A 16,981-nucleotide genomic window follows, 5' to 3' on the forward strand; every position below is an offset into this window, starting at 1 on the left:
ATGAAAAATACCTTTACGCAGCGGATTGTGCTCGGTACGCTTGCGCTATTTCTGCTGGGCTATGTCGGGCTGCAAATTTACCGGTACACAAATTCGCAATATAAGACGGAGACTGCGAACCCATATACCGTGGCGGAAAGCACCAAGCTGACCGGTATCGCGCTGCGCCGCGAGATCCTTCTCGACGACTTTATTACCGGCGGGGTAGCCACCTATGTAACCAGCGACGGGAGCAAGGTTTCTCCTGGCACCACGCTCGCGGAGATCTATGACAGCGAGGAGGACATCGCAAATATCCGCACCCTGCGGGAACTTGAGAACCGGCGTCAGCTGCTCGAAAAGGCGCAGGACCCGGGCACCACCTCATTTGCACATACTGACGTGCTCAACAAGCAGATCTTCAGCGAGCTTGGTGGGATCATCGACGCGGTCAACCGGGAATCGCTCCTGGAGCTCAAGACAATGTCGGACAAGCTGCTGGTGCTGATGAACACCAAGCAGATCGCCACTGGAAAACAGACTGATTTTAACGGTGCGATCGAGCAGCTCAAAGCCGAGGAGGAATACTACCGCGGAAAAATCGAAGCGGAGCCGGATGTGATCAAAGCGCCGCAGCCGGGTTACTTCATCCGTACGATCGACGGGTTGGAGGACAAGGTGGATATGGACGCCCTTGATGAACTGACCCCGGAGGAGCTCGTCAAGCTTATCAATTCCAATAAGATTTCCGCTTCCAAACGCGTCGGAAAACTGATGACCAGCCATCTCTGGTATTTCGCGGCGGTTGTCACATCGGACGAGGCCAGCCGCTACCGCGAAGGTGCGACGGTAACCCTTGACTTCAACATCAGTGGTCAGAAGCCGGTTCCCGCGACCGTAAAATATGTCAACACGAAACGCGACGAACCGGACGCGGTTGTGATATTTGAAACCGACTACATCAGTGAAGCGCTGGTGAACCTGCGGGTGACGCAGGTGGAGGTACGGTTCAAATCGATCACCGGGCTTCGGGTGAGCGATTCGGCCATCCGTTTTAACGGTACCCAGAAAGGGGTCTATATCGTCTTGGGCGAAAAACTGGTTTTTCGCCCGATCACGGTCATTTACGAGGATGTGGGATTCGTCCTATGCCGGGAAAACGACCCGGAATATATGAGCGGTACGGTTTATACCGGCCTGCAGCAGTTCGATGAAGTTGTGATAGGAGGCACCCAGTTATACAATGACAAACGGCTTAAATGACGGATCGGTGAAGGCTTCGGTCCAGTGTATTACGGAGAGTATAGAACGTGCCTGTGCCCAGTGCGGCAGGAATCCCGCGGATGTGCGGCTCATGGCCGTCACCAAGACGGTCCCGGCCGAACGGGTCAATGAAGCGATCGCCGCGGGCGTAAGGCTGCTGGGGGAAAACCGTGCGCAGGAACTGCTCGCGAAGTATGACAGCTACCGCAAGGACGGCGTGGAAATCCACTTTATTGGGCATCTGCAAACCAATAAAGTCCGCCAGATCATCGATAAAGTCACAATGATTCAATCGCTCGACAGCTTTGCGCTTGCACAGGAAATCGAACGCCAGTGTGAAAAACACGATAAAACGATGGATTGCCTGGTGGAAGTAAATATTGGAAGCGAATTGACAAAATCCGGGGTGGAAGCGGATAAGCTGGAGGACTTTTTGGGGTCGATCACCGGCTTTTCACGCCTGCGCGTCCGCGGGATTATGTCGATTCCGCCAGTGGATGACAGCGAGCTGGAAAAGGAACGGCATTTTTCCAGTTTGTATAAACTATTTGTTGACATTGGGGACAAAAAAATAGATAATATCAATATGGATTTTTTGTCGATGGGCATGTCGGACGATTACACGCTTGCGGTCAAGCACGGCTCCAACCTCGTGCGGATCGGCAGCGCGATGTTCGGCCGCAGGATCTATCCGCAACCGTAAATTTTATTGCTGCACTGCGTTCGCAATAAAAATAGTGAGAGGGATGTTTTTATGGGAATCATGGACAAATTCAAGAATTTCATCGGAATTCCTGAGGATGAATATTACGAGGATGATGTGGATTTCATCTCGAATGAAACGCCTCGTGCGGAAGCTCCGGCCGAAGATTCTCCGGTGCATACCGAAAGTGGGAAACGCGGCAATAAGGTGGTCAACATCCATGCCACGACCCAGCTTCAGGTGGTGCTTGTGAAGCCGGAACGCTTCGATGATGCCTCCACCGTGGCCGACCATCTCAATGATAAGCGCACGGTCGTTCTGAATCTTGAATCGACCAATAAAGACGTCTCCCGCAGGCTGATCGACTTTCTGTCCGGCGTGGCCTATGCCAACAATGGCCAGATTAAACGCGTTGCAAACAGCACCTATATCATTACGCCGTACAATGTCGATATTATGGGCGATCTGCTTGACGAACTGGAAAGCAACGGCGTGTTCTTCTGATGATCCCGGGAATGGAGGAGAAACAGGATCGGGCGTTTGCGGCCCATGTCCGTGATCTCTTTACAATCGCGCAGGAAAAACACATCACGCGTTTTTCAGCTTTCCTTGATCTGCATCAGGCTTTGCTGGCCCGGCGGCTTGCCGCGTCAGCGGGTTATGATAATTATGTTTTCTTTGCGGGGCATCCCGACGGAGAGCGGGTGATGCTCGGCGTTTTCGCGCCTTTTGAAGAACCCGCCGATTGGGCGTTCCCGATTGAACCGCTGACTGTGTCCTTCCGCGAGGAGGACGCGCTTGGGCACCGGGATTTTCTCGGTTCACTGACCGGCCTGCAGATCGGGCGGGAGGCGGTGGGGGACATCCTGGTGGAGCAGGGCCGCGCCGTCCTGTTCGTAAGCGACAAGATCGCCCCGCTCATTCAATCTGAGCTTACAAAGGTCGGCAGGTGCGGCGTGCGGGTCACGCGGGGCTATACGGAGCCGTTGCCTGTGCTGCACCGCTACGAGGACCGGGTGGCCAACGTGCCGTCTTTGCGGCTCGACTGCCTAGTTGCCTCCGTCACAAAGCTTTCCCGCGAAAAATCCGCGCAGATGATCCGCGCGCAGCTTGTGAGCGTCAACGGCGCCGTGAAAACCGAGACATCCTGGAACCTTGACGAAGGGGATGTGCTGAGCATCCGCGGGTATGGGAAATTCCTTTTTGCGCAGGTCGCGCATACGACAAAAAAGGGCAGACTTCAGATTTTATGCAAAAAATATGTGTAAAAATCCGATAAGGGGGATGTTTCATTGTGCTGAATCCGAGCGATATTGCCGGCAAAAAATTTGACAAAGGAATGGGCCGCGGCTACAAGGCGGAAGAGGTCGACGCCTACCTCAATCAGGTGGCGGATGAGATGAATGATCTGATCGCGCAGAACCGCGATCTGGAACATAAAATGATGGTGCTTGCGGACAAGTTGGAGGAATATAAGCAGGATGAAGAAAGCCTGCGCTCCGCGCTCATCGGCGCGCAGAAGCTGGGGGACAGCGTCGTGCGCGAGGCAAAAGCAAAGGCGGCGTCGATTGTCGAGGATGCTAAGGTTCAGGCCGGCATGCTCGTCGAAAATGCGAAGCACGCCATCGAAAAGGAGCAGAACGCCTATATCCGCCTGCAGCGCGAGGTGGCAACCTTTAAAAGCAAGTTGCAGCTGCTTTATAAACAGCATCTCGAGCTGATCAGTTCGATTCCGGTGGATCAGGATTTCCTGGAAGCCGCGAGCGCGTCTTCACCGGCTCCGGAGCCGCAGCCCGTTTATGAGTCTTCCGAGGCTTCGGAAGACTACGATGACCAACAGCTTCCAGCGGAAGACTACGCCGATGACCTGCCACCGGTGGAGGAGCAGCTGGAATATACCGAGCAGAAGCTTGAATATACCACGGAAGACCGTTATGAGCCCGAACCGCAGCCTGAGCGCCCAGCCAAGCGGGAATCCCGTTTCGGACCGCTCAAGTTCGGCAAGGAGTTTGATATCCGTCGTGACGACGATAAACGCAAAAAATAAGCTTTGACAAAAAGTTTCAACAAGGAGAGATATGTCCAATGTCCGAACAGGATTACAGCAAGACCTTGAACCTGCCCAAAACGGATTTCTCCATGCGCGCCGCGCTTCCCCAGAAGGAGCCCGGCATGGTGAAAAAATGGGATGAGGAGCGCCTCTACTACAAGATGATCGAAAAAAACGAAGGCAAGCCGCTCTACATGTTTCATGACGGCCCGCCGTACGCGAATGCGAACATCCATCTGGGTACCGCGCTCAATAAGGTGCTGAAGGATATCATCATCCGCCAGAAGAACCTGTCCGGATATAAGGCCCCGTATATCCCCGGGTGGGATACCCACGGTCTGCCGATCGAGCTCAAAGCGCTTAAGGAAATCGGCGTGAGCAAGGACATCACCCCCATTGAACTGCGGAAGGTCTGCCACGATTTTGCGCTGCGTTTTGTGGGCAATCAGAAGGAACAGTTCAAACGTCTCGGCACCGTCGCTGACTACGACAATCCCTATCTGACTTTGAAACCGGAATTTGAAGCGCGCCAGATCGAAATCTTCGGCGCGATGGCCAACAAAGGCTATATCTATAAAGGTCTCAAGCCGGTCTACTGGTGTGCGCACTGCGAGACCGCTCTGGCGGAAGCGGAGATCGAATACCAGGAGGACAAATGCTATTCGATTTACGTCAAATTCAATGTGATTGACGACAAGAACGGCGTGCTCACTCGGATGGGCGCCGCCGATCTTTCCAAGACTTCAATCGTAATCTGGACCACGACCACCTGGACGCTTCCGGGCAATATGGCCATCTGTGTCGGTCCGGCGTTTGAATACTGCGTTGTCAAGGCGAACGGCGAATACCTTGTCATGGCAAAAGAGCTGGTTGCCTCCACAATGAAGGCCGCCAAGATCGAAGATTATGAGATCCTGGGCACCTGCATGGGCGAGGAGCTCGAATATATCACCTATCAGCATCCATTCCTCGACCGTCAGTCGCCGGTTATCCTGGGAGACCATGTCACCCTTGAGAGCGGTACCGGATGCGTCCATACCGCGCCTGGTCACGGTGTCGAGGACTTTGATGTCTGTGCACAGCACTATCCGGAAATCGAAGTGGTTGTGCCCGTCGACAAATACGGCAAGCTGACTGAACTGGCGGGCGAATTTTCCGGCCTTTCCACCGACGACGCCAATAAGGCGATTGCGCAGAAACTTGAGGAAACCAAAAATCTCTTTGCGATCGAGAAGATTATCCACCAGTATCCGCATTGCTGGCGCTGCAAGGAGCCGATCATCTATCGGGCCACCGAACAGTGGTTCTGCTCGGTGGACGACATCAAGGAGCAGACAATCGCAGAGATTGAAAAGGTCAACTTTATCCCTGAGTGGGGCCGCGGCCGCATGATCAACATGGTGCGTGATCGCAGCGACTGGTGCATTTCGCGCCAGCGCACCTGGGGTGTGCCGATTCCGATCTTCTACTGCAAAAACTGCGGGAAATACCATGTGGATGAGGAGAGCATTGCGGCTGTCGCCGCGCTCTTCCGCAAGGAGGGCTCCGACGCCTGGTACACCACCGATGCCAAGGATATCCTGCCGAAGGGCACCCAGTGCAAATACTGCGGCAGCACCGAATTCACCAAGGAGACCGACATCATGGATGTCTGGTTCGATTCCGGCACGTCCTATGCCTCCACCATCCATGACAATCCGGAGATGACCTGGCCGGTCGACCTCTACCTCGAGGGCACCGACCAGTACCGCGGCTGGTTCCAGTCGTCGCTGCTCACCTCGGTCGCGTGGAAGGGCGTCGCGCCTTATAAAACCGTCTGCACCCACGGCTGGGTGGTCGACGGGGAAGGCCGCAAGATGAGCAAGTCCCTCGGAAACGGCATGGAACCGCATGAGATCACCGACAAATACGGCGCGGACATCCTGCGCCTGTGGGTCGCTTCGGCCGATTACCACGCGGATATCCGCATCTCGAACGACATCCTCAAGCAGCTTTCCGAGGTTTACCGCAAGATCCGCAACACGGCGCGTTATATCCTCGGCAACCTCTATGACTTTGATCCCAACAGGGATATGGTTCCCTTTGCGGAGCTGACCGATCTCGATAAATGGGCTCTGGCGCGGTTTGATGGTCTCGTAAAGACCACTTCCGAGGCCTACGACAATTTTGAATTCCACAGCATCTATCACGCGCTGCATAATTTCTGCACAATCGATATGTCGAACTTCTACCTCGATGTGCTCAAGGACCGGCTCTATGTCGAAGCGGCGGATTCCAAAAACCGCCGTGCGGCACAAACCGCGATCTATACCATCCTGCGCGGGCTTACGCTGGTGTTTGCGCCCATTATCCCGTTCACAGCGGAAGAGGTATGGAGCTATCTGCCCGCCGACAAGAATTATGACAGTGCTTCGGTTATGTTTAACGAGATGCCGAAATACTGCGGCAACCTGGTTGACAGTGCGTTTATTGCCAAATGGGATCGCATCCATGAGGTGCGCGACGATGTGCTTAAGGCGTTGGAAGATGCCCGCAACGCCAAGATGATCGGTAAATCGCTGGAAGCGAAGGTCATCCTGCACGCTGCGGATGACGAGACCTTCGCATTCCTTTCCAGTGTGGAAAAGGATTTGGCGCCGGTGTTTATCGTTTCCCAGGTGGTTCTGGAAAAGGGCGGGGAGGGCAGGTTCTCCGGTGCGAACGGCCTGTTTACCGTTGACGTGGCCAAGGCGGATGGTGAACTTTGTCCGCGCTGCTGGGCGCACAGCGACTCTGTTGGGGCTGATGCCAAGCATCCGACCCTTTGTGCACGCTGCGCACAGATCATCGGCTGATAAACCAAATGAAAAAATGCGGCGCTTAAAGACCTATTTAAGCGCCGCATGATTTTTGAAATGCCGGTTCCCAAACCGGCGCGATGTCCGGTTTGCGGCACATCGATTGGGAGGAAAACATGACAGTAAGTTTGATATTGCTTTCGGCTGCCGCATTGGTGATCGTAGACCAGCTGCTGAAAATTTGGGTACTGGGGACCCTTGTGGGAGCGCCTTCGGTGACACTGATTCCAGGACTTCTGCAATTGACCTATGTGGAGAACCGCGGCGCGGCTTTTGGAATTTTCCAAGGGAAAACCCAGCTGCTTTCGATCGTGACCGGGATTGTGCTTGCCGGTATTATCGTCGCTTTGGTGATGGGGAAGTTCAAACATAAGCTGGTGCTCTGGAGCATGGGTCTCATCATCGCGGGCGGCGTCGGCAACCTGATCGACCGGGTGTTCCGCACCTTTGTGGTCGATTACCTGGATATTTCTCCGCTTTTCAATTTCCCAGTATTCAATTTTGCGGATTGCTGTGTCGTTATCGGGACAGGGCTGCTGCTTGTTTACCTGCTTTTCTTTGAGGAGAAAAAAACTTTGGGGAAAGATGCGCAGCCGGTCAAGGCGGAAGAAACCCATCCGGAAGAAGAGGAGCCGAGCGGTGAATGAGCAGTTCTATCTGACCGATGAAGTGGATGCGGGCGAGCGGATCGACAAATGGCTTTGCGAAAACGCGGACGGGCTTACCCGCTCCGCGATCCAGCGATTTTGTGAATCCGGCGGCGTGCTGGCAAATGGAAAAACTGTTGCCAAGAATTACCGGCTGCGCGGCGGGGAAGAGATCCTGCTGCGGGTTCCGGACGCAAAGCCGCTGGATGTTTTACCGCAGAATATTCCCGTGGAAATCCTCTATGAGGACGACGATTTGCTGGTGGTCAACAAACCCAAAGGGATGGTTGTTCATCCCGCGCCGGGCAACTGGGATGGGACGCTTGTAAACGCACTGCTTTACCACTGCGCAGGCAGACTTTCCAGCATCAACGGTGTGATCCGGCCAGGGATTGTCCACCGGATCGATAAGGACACCAGTGGCTTGCTTATCGTGGCAAAGAATGATTTTTCCCATAGTATGCTTGCGGAACAGATAAAGGAACATAGCTTTACACGTATTTATAACGCCATTGTTTACGGTAGATTTACAGAGTTGGAGGGGACGGTTGATGCGCCAATCGGCAGGAACCCCAGTGACCGAAAGAAAATGTGTGTCACTGAAAAAAACGCCCGTAAAGCAGTTACCCATTACAGCGTGCGTGAACCGTTTGGCGCATTCACCGATCTTGTCCTTCGCCTTGAAACAGGCCGCACCCATCAGATCCGGGTGCATATGGCCTATAAGGGCCATCCGGTTGCGGGAGACCCTGTGTATGGCCCCAAAAAAGTGATCACCAGCCTGCGCGGCCAGTGCCTGCACGCGCGGACAATCGGCTTTGTCCATCCACGCACCGGCGCATATCTCGAATTTACGAGTGAGCTGCCGGAATACTATCTGCAATTTTTGAACTCTATCAAGGAGGGCAAGGTCCGGTGAAGAAAAAACTTTCTGATTATCTGATTGTCAGCGACGTTGACTGGACGCTGATGCCGACGCCGGGCCCCATCCCGGCGCGTAATCTGGAGGCGCTCGAATACTTTACTGAAAAGGGTGGGCGCTTCTGCATTGCCAGCGGCCGGCCGCTGGTTTCGGTGCGGCGGTATATTGACCTGCTGCCGGTCAACGCGCCCTGCATCGTTTTTAACGGCAGCGCGGTTTATGACTATGCGCAGCACCGCCTTTATTACGCGCGTTACCTGCCCGGAACTTTTGCCGGCTATGTACAAAAACTGATTCAATTATTTCCGCAGATCGGTTTTGCTGTTTACGAAATGTACCAGATCCATGCGCTCCACAATGTTGAACAGACCCGGGCATATATGCAGATTGAAGGGCTTCCCATCTTTCCGCTTGGCGCGGAGGAACTCACCGGGGACTACTTTAAGCTGTTGATGGCCATGCCGGAGGAGCTGGTTGGGCCGGTCTCTGAATTTGTCCGGGCACAGTGCTGGGACGACGTGGAGTTTGTCACTTCCGGTCCCAATTTCCTGGAGATGCTGCCGAAAGGTTCGAACAAAGGGGAGGGAATCCGACAGCTTTCGCGGCAATGCGGCATTTTGCATGAGAGTATTGTCGCGATCGGTGACTATTATAACGATTTTGAAATGCTTCGAAGCGTTTCATTTCCAGTGACGGTTGCTGGCGCGCCGGACGACATCAAAGCGGTCTGTAAGCTGGTGACCGGTCCCTGTGAGAACGGCGCGCTTGCAGACCTGGTCGAATACCTCGAAGCACACTGCGGATAAGCGCATAAACCTCTTTCGTTTCTGCATAGATTGAAGCGGAGGGATGTGCATGAAACGAAATGGACGCGTGGCGGCGACGCTCGTAATATTGGGCGCCGCTGTTGCTTTTTTGGCGCATTATTCTTTTTCCGCGATCACAGCTGTCGCACCGGTTTATGAACTTGGCGGAGATCTGCCGACCATTGTCATTGACGCGGGGCATGGAAATTTTGATGGCGGTGCCATTGGTGTGGACAATATCGTCGAAAAGGACATCAATCTGGCCATTGCGAGGAACCTGTACGACCTGTTCACGGTGAACGGATTTGACGCGGTGCTGACAAGACAGGGGGACGAATCACTGCACAGCAGCGAGTTTGACAGCGCCAGTACCCGGAAAAAGAAAAATTCCGACATCCATAATCGGATGGAGATTGCAAAGTCTTATCCAAACTCGATTTTGTTGAGCATCCATCAAAACAAATTTCCACGGGAAAAATATTGGGGCGCGCAGGTTTTTTACGGGCCCAAAAATGAAAGCAGCAAAGCGCTTGGGGAGATCATGCAGCGCAGGCTTATCGAGATGGTACAGCCGGAGAATACCCGCGTCTATAAAGCCTGCGACGACAACGTCTATCTGATCTACAATGCGCCGATGCCCTCGCTGCTGATCGAGTGCGGGTTCCTCTCAAATCCTGAGGAAGCGCATAAGCTGATCGATCCGGCTTACCAAAAGCAGATTGCGTTTGCCATCTTTTCCGGCACGGCGGAATACCTGGGGCTCGAAACTTCGCAGCCGGACGAACTGACCGCACCATCGGAAGCGGGAGAAGCTGAAAATATCCCATAAAAAGGGAAAGGACGTATTTTAAAATGGCGGTTACAAAAAATAAAAGCGTCTATGTCTGCCAAAACTGCGGTTATGAGTCGGTCAAATGGTACGGCCGATGCCCGGACTGCGGAGAATGGAATTCACTTGTGGAGGAGGTGCGCCAGCAGGTGAGCGCGGGCTCCGCGAAGGCCAAATCCGCCTCTGCGGCCCCAGCTCGTACCGCTTCGGTCGCACGGCTCAATGAAATTTCATCCGATGAGAGCCTGCGGTATAAGACCGGTGTTCTGGAACTTGACCGGGTGCTTGGCGGCGGTGTGGTACCCGGCTCGGTGATGCTGCTTTCCGGCGACCCGGGCATCGGGAAATCGACTCTGCTTTTGCAGATTTGCCAGTATCTTTGCGAGGGGCTTAAAATTCTATATGTATCAGGTGAGGAAAGCGCACGGCAGCTCAAACTGAGGGCGAACCGGCTCGGCGTGGACAGCGGCAACCTCTATGTGGCCGCCACTACCGATATCGAAAGCGTGCTGGAAACGGTGCGCCAGCTTTCCCCCGACATGGTGATGATCGATTCGATCCAGACGATGAACCTGTCCGGAATTTCCTCCTCATCGGGGAGCATTACCCAGGTGCGTGAATGCACACAGGTGCTGATTGGAATTGCGAAAGGTTCGGAGATCCCGGTTTTCATCGTCGGCCACGTCAATAAGGACGGCGCGATCGCAGGACCGAAGGTTCTTGAGCACATGGTAGACGCGGTGCTTTATTTTGAGGGCGAACGCCACCAGAGTTACCGTATCCTGCGCGCGGTCAAAAACCGCTATGGCTCCACAAACGAAATCGGCGTCTTTGAGATGGGTCAGTATGGACTTCGGGAGGTGCCAAACCCGTCGTTGATGATGCTTTCCGGCCGGCCGGCCAACGTTTCCGGGACTTGTGTGGCCTGCGTGATGGAAGGTTCCCGGCCGATCCTTGCCGAAGTGCAGGCGCTGGTTTCAAAAACAGGATTCGGTACGCCGCGGCGGATGTCCACCGGATTTGATGGAAACCGGGCGGCGCTGCTCACCGCGGTGCTCGAAAAGCGCGGCGGGTTCTTTTTCGGCGCGCTTGACACTTATATCAATGTTGTGGGCGGGCTGCGGCTGGATGAGCCTGCTGCTGACCTGCCGGTCGCGGTCGCGCTGGTGTCAAATCTGCTCGACAAAGCCGTCCCGGACGATCTTGCGGCATTTGGGGAAATTGGGCTTGCGGGGGAAATCCGTTCGATCAGCAATATCCAGCAGCGGGTCAGCGAATCCTACCGGCTTGGTTTCACGACCTGTATCGTCCCAAAACACAACGTCAAAATGATCGATACAAAGGACATGCCAAACATCAACCTGATTGGTGTGCAGAATATCCAGCAGGCGATTGCGGTGATCCGCTAAATTTTATCCTTTTCCCTCATCTTCCAGATCGGCATATGGATCGGTGCGGGTGTAATAGCCGCAGCCATTTTCGCAGTTTGTGAGATAGGTGATATCGTCAAGGGAACAATAACCCTGCTGCTGATGGTAGCAGTCCTTGTCACAGGGAATCAAATGAATTTTCCGTTCTTTGGGCGTCGCCATAAACTTCACTCCAAAACACATCATTATTTTCTTACGGGTTCCTGCAATACAGTATAACCCGGAGATTCGATTGCCATTCGCATTTGTTTGCACTGGTTTTTGAAGGAATAAAACTCCTGTGAACGCGAAAACTAACTTCGTTAATGGGAAGCGTTTTCGACAATTCAACGATGGGGGTTTTATTTTGGCTTTTAAGCGTGTGATTGCATTACTGCTTGCGACGGGAGCATTTGGGATGGTGGCCGCCGCGCCTATGATAACGCTGCGGGCCATTCCAACCGCAGCCTGCATCACGCCGACGCGGATTCTATACGAAAAACATATCAATGCCAGCGGCACGATAGAAGCGCGGGAGATAAAGGAGGTCTATCTGGAAACACCGGTGATCGCGCAGGCGGTCAATGTATCGGTAGGGGATTATGTACACAAGGACCAGGTGATCGCGGTTATCGATACCAGCCTCACCAAAAGCGTGTTGGAACAAAGCGTTCCAGCCTCAGATCTGCTCGACAGCCTGCCGTCCGCCCAGGAGGCATCCGAGCTTCTGGGGCTTTATTCCGCGTTGGAAGCATCCGGTCTGGCCTCGGGTTTTGGAGGCATTTCCGGATTGGGGGAGCTCGCAGAGGTATTTGGTTCAACCGATACAAAAGCCGGCGAACCAAAGAACGAGTATCTGTACATCCCGCAGGTGGTAACTGCTCCGATGTCCGGGGTGGTCACCGACCTGTCGATCAAGAGCGACGTGCTTTCTCGCACCGCAAAGCCAATCGTCACGATTGCCGATACCGGCAGTTTCATCGCAAAGGTTTCTGTGGGGGAATCGTACGTTTCCGATTTGCGGGTTGGGGACCCGGCGGTGATTGAGGGGTCCGGATTTTCCCAAAAATATGAGGGTCATGTGAGCCGTGTTTACCCGACTGCCAGAAAGACGGCAGGAACAACAGCTCAGGAAACAGTGGTGGATCTGGAAATTGCCATCGACGATCCGGATGACGCACTCAAAACCGGTTTTACGGCGCGCGCTGAGATCACCACGGGAAAACAGAAAGAGATGCTGGTCGTACCTTATGAGGCGGTGCTCCAGGATACAGACAATGTTGAATATGTTTATCTTGTAAAGGGTTCCAGGGCTGTCCGCAGGGATATTGAAACCGGAATGGAGCTTTTGGAGGGCGTGGAAGTACGTGAGGGACTCACTGAAAGCGACGTGATTCTCAAAAACGCCGCGGATGGTCTGGCGGGTGACCGGATCCAGCTGAAACGGGGGTGATGAGATGATCAGGGATTGTCTCGTCAGCAGTTTTCGGAATTTGGGACGTAAGAAGTTTCGCAGTTTTCTGACCATTGCCAGCATTGCAATCGGCGTCTGTTCAGTTGTGCTGATCGGATCAATCGGGGAAATTGGCAAGGAGGCGATCGGGCAGGAGCTCAATTCCCTTGGGTTGGGAAGTGTGACAGTCAGCGCGGACAAACGTTTTACATCCTTAAAAATGACCAAGGAAGATCTGTCCCTTCTTCGCGGCACCCCGGCGGTGGAAAGCGCGACCCCAATTGTGGTGGATTACAGCAACATTCGAATGCGGGGACTGGTCGCAAATTCTGTTCTTTGGGGGGTGGATTCCGGCAGCAGCCAGGTGATTTCACTTACGCCGAAATATGGAAGGATGATCAACCAGGCGGATATTGCATCTGCGGCAAATGTCTGTGTGGTCGATTCGAACGTCGCGCAGCTTTTTTATAAAAGGGACAATATTGTAGGCAAACAGGTGGAGGCGCTCATTGGCGGAAGCTATGTCACCCTGGAGATTGTCGGTGTTGCCACATCGGGCGGGAATATCCTGCAGACGATGTTGGGGGAGGTGATACCGTCCTTTGCCTATATCCCATATACGACGTTGCAGCGCTATAAAGGGGAAGATTCTTTTGAGCAGATTGCAGTTACGCTCAAAGATCAGGAGAATATCGACGCCGCGGCGGAGCAGATTTCCGCGATAATCAACCGGTCCCATAACATCAGCAGAGGATTCAAAACCGAGAACATCTCAAAACAAAAGGATTCCCTTAATAATATGCTGGGGATTGTGACGCTGATCCTCTCAGCAATTGCAGCAATTTCTCTCGTGGTTGCCGGACTCGGAATCATGACAGTGATGATTGTGTCGGTTAATGAACGGACCCGGGAAATTGGCATCAAAAAATCGATCGGTGCGACGCGCGGTATTATCCTGATGGAATTTTTGATTGAAGCTTTTATCATCTCGCTGATTGGGGGCCTGATTGGGCTTGGAACAGGGCTCGCATTTGTCTGGGCTGGCTGTATGATCACATCCATGCCAATGCACCTCAATTTCACACAGCTTGCCGCAAGTGTGGCGCTTTCGGTTGGGATTGGCGTAGTTTTTGGTGTCTATCCTGCAACGGTCGCCGCAAAACTCAAACCGGTTGATGCGCTTCGTACTGAATAAAGGGGAGATGACCGGGTTCTATGAAAACGATACTCCTGGCGTTCAGATTCCGGCGGAACGCCAGGAGGTCAACCTGGATACAGTGCTCTGGACACATATGGAGGCTTTGGAAAGCTGTACCGTCGGCTACACAGAACTGCCGCATGACAAACCTTTGTGAATGTGATTGGTGCGATTCTTAAGAAAGAGGAATGTGAAATCATTACTTGACAGGCCAAAGAATCTGTAGTAATATAAAAATATATTATTTCGCTAAATAAAAATTTAGAGAAATTAAGGGAAGATAAAAGGAGATTGGACTATGGCTGATTATCAGGATTGTCCCGCTTATTTAAAAGATTTTTTATTCTATATGCTGACCATACGTGGCCGTTCCAAGCGCACGGTTGACGCATACCATATCGACCTGCGCACCTTTCTGCGATATATCAAATGCGTAAAAATACTTTCACACAATCCGGATGATCTTGACTTTTTCGAGCAGATGTCCATTCAGGACATTCCCTTGGAAACCATCTCTGCCATTTCCCTCTCGGATGTCTATGGATTCCTCAACTATGCTGCCAGCGACCGCGCAAATAATGCCAAGACCCGCTCCCGCAAGGTTTCTTCGATCCGTTCATTTTTTCATTACCTTACCGTAAAATCAAATCTATTAAAGACAAATCCGGTTGAGAATCTGGAGGTTCCGTCGGTAAAAAAATCCGTTCCACGCTATTTGACACTGGAGGAAAGCTTAGAACTGCTCACACATATCGAGTCCTCCAATTATGAACGGGACTTCTGTATCGTCACCTTGTTTTTAAACTGCGGAATGCGGCTCTCCGAGCTCGTTGGAATCAACTTATACGACATCCGTGACGATACGATCAAACTGCTCGGAAAAGGCAACAAAGAACGTGTCATCTATTTGAATGACGCCTGCAAAAAGGCGTTGGAAGCCTATCTAGCCGTCCGCAAACCGCCGCAGAAGCAAGACGCAAAGGATGCGCTTTTTCTTTCCGCGCGTGGGACACGGATCACGCCGCGCCGTGTAGAACAGATCATTGAGGACTGCCTGCGGCAGGCTGGGCTGGCTGGCCAGGGTTATTCACCGCATAAGCTCCGGCATACCGCTGCAACGTTGATGTATCAGCATGGCGATGTGGATATCCGGGTATTGAAAGAAATTCTGGGTCACGTGAGTCTTTCCACAACCGAAATTTACACGCATGTCTCCGACCGGCAGATGGAAAATGCCGCAAAAAAATCTCCGCTGTCGAACGTGTCGCCAGCGAAGAAAAAACGGGTTCCCGATCCATCAAAGAACGATTGAAGCGCCGAATTTATAATACAGCAGCGCATCAAACAGGGCGATCAACAAGCAAATCACTGTAAAAGCAGAAAACTTTACACAGTATCGTTTGATCCGAACGCCGTCTGCCAGTTCCGAATTGATCAATGTCGACCGGAATAGAGTTACTGACAGCGCGGTTGAAGTCCGGCAGGCGGTGATCAGCAGCAGTGTGCCAAGAAACATCGCTGGAAACAACAGCACACTGACATATAAAAGCGCCTGTGTACCGTATTGAGCATAAAGTGTGCCAATCGAAAAGCCATATCCCAAACCTTTGAAAAGCGGTACGGCAAAGATGATTGGCAGCGAAATTGAACAGAATCCGCAGAAAAACAGCAGCAGCAAGGAAACGAAGATCGAGCTGAAGGTCGAGACAACGATCCCGGCAAAGCTCTGATGCGCGCGTTCTTCCACATAACCGCCCAGGATTGCTTTGAGCACCTCCAGGGTCTCGGGGCTGCTCCGGTTGACGAGAAGCGTACCGATCAGAAGGCCTGTCAGAAAAACCGCAGCAAAAAGATAGGTCATCAGATGTGCTTTTGAATAAGTGCAAAAAGACCGCAGGAATCTGCGCCCATTGCGAACAGGCGTAAATCTTCCTGCGGTTCTTTTATTTTGGTAACGCATCATCTTGTCCAAGTCGGTCGCGTTAAGGTTCATTTTGCAGCCATCCTTTCGTTTTTCACAGTCTTCCATACGAAAAGATATGCCGCAGGTTCAGAAAATATTACTTCCCAAGCTCATAAGCCCGACGGATCGTATCATCGAAGCATTCGGTCAGGGCCTTTTCAAAATTGTTGCGTCCGAGCGCAGCAAGCCCTTCAAAGGTGGTACCCGCAGGGGAAGTCACCATATCGATGAGTTCCTGATGGGTCTTCCCTGTCTCCATCATCATTTTTGCCGATCCGATCAGTGTATTGCAAAAAAGTCTGTTCGCCACGTCCGGATCAAAGCCAAGCTCCGCCGCGCGGTCGACAAATACCTTTGCAAAAAGGTAGATATATGCCGGACTGCTGCTGTTCAGCGGGATGACCTCGTTCATCTTGTCGGCGTCAACCTCTTCAACCTGGCCCGCTGCGGCAAAGATACTCTTGGCAAAGGCAAATTCTTCGGGGGAGGTCGGATCCACCCGACTGATTGCGACCGCGCCGCAACCGATCAAAAGCGGCGTATTCGGCATTACCCGTACAACCTTTGCGTCAAAGCCAAGCGCCTTTTTGATATATTCAGCGCTCATACCCGCAGCAATTGAAATAAAGACCGTATCCGGCTTTGCAGCTGGTTTGATCTGGGCCAACACATCTGGAAAGTTTTGCGGCTTTACAGATAGAACAACGTACGCGCAGCTTTCCACAAGCTGCGCAATGGTATCGCAGCCGGCGAATCCACGCGACGTATAACTTTCCACCTGTGCCGCACGGACATCGTTGACCGCGATTTCCTCCGGCTTGAGCAACCCGGAAGAAACGATCCCGTTGATGATTGCGCCGGCCATATTGCCAGCGCCGATAAATCCGATTTTACACTGCATGGAAAATTCCCCCTTCCAGAA

Annotated in this window: 18 protein-coding genes; 15 read left to right on the forward strand and 3 right to left on the reverse strand. The window is 52.8% G+C overall.

Annotated elements, in window-relative coordinates; all coding sequences use genetic code 11:
• The 11 genes from DWV16_RS02380 to radA all read left to right on the forward strand — a co-directional run bounded on the left by DWV16_RS02380 (position 1) and on the right by radA (position 11,445).
• Positions 1-1,242, forward strand: a complete 1,242-nt coding sequence (locus DWV16_RS02380; RefSeq protein ID WP_118477702.1) for an HlyD family efflux transporter periplasmic adaptor subunit — start codon at positions 1-3, stop codon at positions 1,240-1,242.
• Complete coding sequence (locus DWV16_RS02385) at positions 1,223-1,945, forward strand: YggS family pyridoxal phosphate-dependent enzyme (RefSeq protein ID WP_066459571.1); 723 nt, start codon at positions 1,223-1,225, stop codon at positions 1,943-1,945. The genes DWV16_RS02380 and DWV16_RS02385 overlap by 20 nt, the downstream gene beginning before the upstream one ends.
• A 51-nt stretch (positions 1,946-1,996) precedes the next feature.
• The gene (locus DWV16_RS02390) at positions 1,997-2,449 is read left to right on the forward strand and encodes a cell division protein SepF (protein ID WP_066459569.1); all 453 of its coding nucleotides are present in this window, start codon (positions 1,997-1,999) and stop codon (positions 2,447-2,449) included.
• Positions 2,449-3,213: an RNA-binding protein gene (locus DWV16_RS02395; protein WP_066459567.1), complete on the forward strand. Its 765-nt coding sequence runs from the start codon at positions 2,449-2,451 to the stop codon at positions 3,211-3,213. Before DWV16_RS02390 ends, DWV16_RS02395 begins: the two co-directional genes overlap by 1 nt.
• A 26-nt stretch (positions 3,214-3,239) precedes the next feature.
• Positions 3,240-3,992 (forward strand): DivIVA domain-containing protein, encoded by a 753-nt coding sequence (locus tag DWV16_RS02400; protein WP_066459565.1) that lies wholly within the window; start codon positions 3,240-3,242, stop codon positions 3,990-3,992.
• 38 nt (positions 3,993-4,030) lie between these two features.
• Positions 4,031-6,829, forward strand: a complete 2,799-nt coding sequence (ileS, locus tag DWV16_RS02405; protein WP_118477703.1) for an isoleucine--tRNA ligase — start codon at positions 4,031-4,033, stop codon at positions 6,827-6,829.
• A 119-nt stretch (positions 6,830-6,948) separates the two neighbouring features.
• Positions 6,949-7,479: a signal peptidase II gene (lspA, locus tag DWV16_RS02410; RefSeq protein ID WP_066459561.1), complete on the forward strand. Its 531-nt coding sequence runs from the start codon at positions 6,949-6,951 to the stop codon at positions 7,477-7,479.
• On the forward strand, positions 7,472-8,398 hold the full coding sequence (locus DWV16_RS02415; RefSeq protein ID WP_243007259.1) for an RluA family pseudouridine synthase: 927 nt from the start codon (positions 7,472-7,474) through the stop codon (positions 8,396-8,398). The genes lspA and DWV16_RS02415 overlap by 8 nt, the downstream gene beginning before the upstream one ends.
• Positions 8,395-9,207 (forward strand): HAD-IIB family hydrolase, encoded by an 813-nt coding sequence (locus DWV16_RS02420; RefSeq protein ID WP_079988296.1) that lies wholly within the window; start codon positions 8,395-8,397, stop codon positions 9,205-9,207. The genes DWV16_RS02415 and DWV16_RS02420 overlap by 4 nt, the downstream gene beginning before the upstream one ends.
• Before the next feature lie 49 nt (positions 9,208-9,256).
• Entirely contained in the window at positions 9,257-10,036 is a 780-nt protein-coding gene (locus DWV16_RS02425) for an N-acetylmuramoyl-L-alanine amidase (protein ID WP_242863682.1), read from the forward strand.
• A gap of 23 nt (positions 10,037-10,059) precedes the next feature.
• On the forward strand, positions 10,060-11,445 hold the full coding sequence (gene radA / locus DWV16_RS02430) for a DNA repair protein RadA (protein ID WP_066459554.1): 1,386 nt from the start codon (positions 10,060-10,062) through the stop codon (positions 11,443-11,445).
• Between the two features lie 3 nt (positions 11,446-11,448).
• Here radA and DWV16_RS02435 read toward each other — a convergent pair whose 3' ends face one another.
• Positions 11,449-11,628, reverse strand: a complete 180-nt coding sequence (locus DWV16_RS02435) for a hypothetical protein (RefSeq protein ID WP_066459552.1) — start codon at positions 11,626-11,628, stop codon at positions 11,449-11,451.
• Positions 11,629-11,812: 184 nt separating this feature from the next.
• On the opposite strand from DWV16_RS02435, the gene DWV16_RS02440 reads away from it, so the two are divergent.
• The 4 genes from DWV16_RS02440 (at position 11,813) to DWV16_RS02450 (ending at position 15,408) form a co-directional block, all read left to right on the forward strand.
• On the forward strand, positions 11,813-12,898 hold the full coding sequence (locus DWV16_RS02440; protein ID WP_147349414.1) for an efflux RND transporter periplasmic adaptor subunit: 1,086 nt from the start codon (positions 11,813-11,815) through the stop codon (positions 12,896-12,898).
• A 4-nt stretch (positions 12,899-12,902) separates the two neighbouring features.
• Complete coding sequence (locus DWV16_RS02445; protein ID WP_118477706.1) at positions 12,903-14,093, forward strand: ABC transporter permease; 1,191 nt, start codon at positions 12,903-12,905, stop codon at positions 14,091-14,093.
• Positions 14,094-14,100: 7 nt separating this feature from the next.
• Positions 14,101-14,253: a hypothetical protein gene (locus DWV16_RS18955; RefSeq protein ID WP_158572757.1), complete on the forward strand. Its 153-nt coding sequence runs from the start codon at positions 14,101-14,103 to the stop codon at positions 14,251-14,253.
• Positions 14,254-14,394: 141 nt separating this feature from the next.
• Positions 14,395-15,408, forward strand: a complete 1,014-nt coding sequence (locus tag DWV16_RS02450; protein ID WP_066459544.1) for a tyrosine recombinase XerC — start codon at positions 14,395-14,397, stop codon at positions 15,406-15,408.
• Here DWV16_RS02450 and DWV16_RS02455 read toward each other — a convergent pair.
• Positions 15,394-16,059 carry a stage II sporulation protein M gene (locus tag DWV16_RS02455; RefSeq protein WP_341423469.1) on the reverse strand — a complete coding sequence of 222 codons (666 nt, stop codon included), beginning with the start codon at positions 16,057-16,059 and terminating at the stop codon, positions 15,394-15,396. The genes DWV16_RS02450 and DWV16_RS02455 overlap by 15 nt on opposite strands.
• Positions 16,060-16,156: 97 nt before the next feature.
• Positions 16,157-16,960, reverse strand: coding sequence for a pyrroline-5-carboxylate reductase (gene proC / locus DWV16_RS02460; protein WP_066459541.1), 804 nt, complete (start codon positions 16,958-16,960; stop codon positions 16,157-16,159).
• Positions 16,961-16,981: the final 21 nt, after the last annotated feature.

The sequence above is a fragment of the Anaerotruncus sp. AF02-27 genome (assembly GCF_003465835.1).
Lineage (GTDB): Bacteria > Bacillota > Clostridia > Oscillospirales > Ruminococcaceae > Anaerotruncus > Anaerotruncus rubiinfantis.

Coding starts and splice junctions, on each gene's coding strand:
- radA (WP_066459554.1), top strand. CDS start 10,060: ATGGCGGTTACAAAAAATAAAAGCGTCTATGTCTGCCAAAACTGCGGT.
- DWV16_RS02390 (WP_066459569.1), top strand. CDS start 1,997: ATGGGAATCATGGACAAATTCAAGAATTTCATCGGAATTCCTGAGGAT.
- DWV16_RS02435 (WP_066459552.1), bottom strand. CDS start 11,628: ATGGCGACGCCCAAAGAACGGAAAATTCATTTGATTCCCTGTGACAAG.
- DWV16_RS02395 (WP_066459567.1), top strand. CDS start 2,449: ATGATCCCGGGAATGGAGGAGAAACAGGATCGGGCGTTTGCGGCCCAT.
- DWV16_RS02385 (WP_066459571.1), top strand. CDS start 1,223: ATGACAAACGGCTTAAATGACGGATCGGTGAAGGCTTCGGTCCAGTGT.
- DWV16_RS02445 (WP_118477706.1), top strand. CDS start 12,903: ATGATCAGGGATTGTCTCGTCAGCAGTTTTCGGAATTTGGGACGTAAG.
- DWV16_RS02450 (WP_066459544.1), top strand. CDS start 14,395: ATGGCTGATTATCAGGATTGTCCCGCTTATTTAAAAGATTTTTTATTC.
- DWV16_RS02425 (WP_242863682.1), top strand. CDS start 9,257: ATGAAACGAAATGGACGCGTGGCGGCGACGCTCGTAATATTGGGCGCC.
- ileS (WP_118477703.1), top strand. CDS start 4,031: ATGTCCGAACAGGATTACAGCAAGACCTTGAACCTGCCCAAAACGGAT.
- DWV16_RS18955 (WP_158572757.1), top strand. CDS start 14,101: ATGACCGGGTTCTATGAAAACGATACTCCTGGCGTTCAGATTCCGGCG.
- lspA (WP_066459561.1), top strand. CDS start 6,949: ATGACAGTAAGTTTGATATTGCTTTCGGCTGCCGCATTGGTGATCGTA.
- DWV16_RS02380 (WP_118477702.1), top strand. CDS start 1: ATGAAAAATACCTTTACGCAGCGGATTGTGCTCGGTACGCTTGCGCTA.
- proC (WP_066459541.1), bottom strand. CDS start 16,960: ATGCAGTGTAAAATCGGATTTATCGGCGCTGGCAATATGGCCGGCGCA.
- DWV16_RS02455 (WP_341423469.1), bottom strand. CDS start 16,059: ATGATGCGTTACCAAAATAAAAGAACCGCAGGAAGATTTACGCCTGTT.